This window comes from uncultured Escherichia sp. (assembly GCF_948475835.1).
In the GTDB taxonomy this organism is placed as follows: domain Bacteria; phylum Pseudomonadota; class Gammaproteobacteria; order Enterobacterales; family Enterobacteriaceae; genus ECMA0423.
This window is the reverse complement of the sequence record NZ_CAOLGM010000252.1, coordinates 1-1,698: the sequence shown is the minus strand read 5'-3', so window position 1 is coordinate 1,698 and position 1,698 is coordinate 1. Positions and strand designations below refer to the sequence as shown.

At 42.3% G+C, this 1,698-nt stretch carries 3 protein-coding genes; all 3 read left to right on the top strand.

Going from position 1 to position 1,698, the window contains the following annotated elements:
• Positions 1–88: 88 nt before the first annotated feature.
• Positions 89–820, top strand: coding sequence for a DNA-binding transcriptional repressor BluR (bluR, locus tag QZF50_RS23615; protein WP_000332319.1), 732 nt, complete (start codon positions 89–91; stop codon positions 818–820).
• Positions 821–1,040: 220 nt separating this feature from the next.
• Complete coding sequence (locus QZF50_RS23610; protein WP_000373101.1) at positions 1,041–1,445, top strand: DUF1398 domain-containing protein; 405 nt, start codon at positions 1,041–1,043, stop codon at positions 1,443–1,445.
• A gap of 52 nt (positions 1,446–1,497) precedes the next feature.
• A complete protein-coding gene (locus QZF50_RS23605; protein WP_032141808.1) occupies positions 1,498–1,608 on the top strand; it encodes a hypothetical protein in 111 nt (36 codons plus the stop codon).
• Positions 1,609–1,698: the final 90 nt, after the last annotated feature.

Sequence of the window (1,698 nt, the reverse complement as noted above, 5' to 3'; positions counted from 1 at the left end):
TATACTTTGTACAATTTTAGCGTATATTGTACAAAGTATTATTGGGTCGTGTACAGGCGACGGAGATTTGTGACCGCAAGGAGGAATTGTGGCTTATTACAGCATTGGTGATGTTGCTGAACGTTGCGGGATTAATCCTGTCACTCTCCGGGCCTGGCAACGCCGCTACGGTTTGTTAAAACCACAGCGCAGTGAAGGCGGACACCGACTCTTTGATGAAGAAGACATACAACGCATCGAAGAGATCAAGCGTTGGATAAGTAATGGCGTCCCTGTAGGCAAAGTTAAAACATTACTGGAAACCACCAGCCAGGATACGGAAGATGACTGGAGCCGCCTGCAAGAAGAGATGATGTCAATTCTTCGCATGGCTAATCCTGCCAAACTACGCGCGAGAATTATTTCACTGGGTCGAGAGTACCCAGTAGATCAATTGATTAATCATGTTTACCTTCCTGTTCGCCAGCGTCTCGTGCTTGATCACAACACCTCCCGCATTATGAGCAGTATGTTTGACGGCGCATTAATTGAATACGCAGCAACCTCGCTTTTCGAAATGCGCCGTAAGCCCGGTAAAGAAGCCATTCTGATGGCGTGGAATGTTGAAGAGAGAGCACGATTGTGGCTGGAAGCATGGCGTTTATCATTGTCAGGATGGCACATTTCTGTTCTTGCTGATCCCATTGAATCGCCGCGCCCGGAACTGTTCCCGACGCAAACATTGATTGTCTGGACAGGCATGGCACCAACGAGAAGGCAAAACGAACTTTTACAACATTGGGGTGAGCAAGGTTATAAAGTCATCTTTCATGCCCCCTAATTTCACCTTTATCCCGCCCCTTAGACAGAATGTTATAATCTGAACCCACAACAGCGTTTGTACCGGAGCTGGTCCGTTGCAAAATGCTCACTGGGAGAATTCAGATATTCCCTCTATCACACTCTGTACATATCACAGCCAAAGGACAGACCAGATTGAAGTGGTAAAACCGATCGTGCACACTACGCAGTCTCACAACTAACAAGAGGTTATTATCCTGATGGATCAGGTCGTTGTTTTTCAAAAGATGTTTGAGCAAGTGAGAAAAGAGCAAAACTTCTCCTGGTTTTATTCAGAATTAAAACATCACCGTATTGCACATTACATTTATTATCTGGCTACGGATAACATCAGAATTATTACTCACGATGACACGGTTTTGTTATTAAGAGGAACCAGGAACCTGTTAAAAGTTAGTACGACCAAGAACCCTGCTAAAATAAAAGAGGCCGCATTGCTTCATATTTGCGGAAAATCTACATTTCGGGAATACTGTTCAACACTAGCAGGCGCGGGCGTTTTCCGGTGGGTTACTGATGTTAATCATAACAAACGCAGTTACTACGCCATTGATAATACGCTTTTATATATTGAAGATGTAGAAAATAATAAACCATTAATCTAGCTAAAGTTGGATGCTTAAGAAATGCTTCATAATTCAGTAAGGCATTAGCATAATGGGAATAAAAGTACAGAGACTATCCCTATGGATGATAAATACTGTCCTTTTATTGCTACCCATAAATAATCACCATGCCAATACTATCAAATTGATATTTGAAATGTGATCACTTGACTTTCTATACGTTATTTTATAACGGTTAATATATTTATAAAAACAACGGGTGTGCCATACGCCCGTTTCAATACTTAACGCA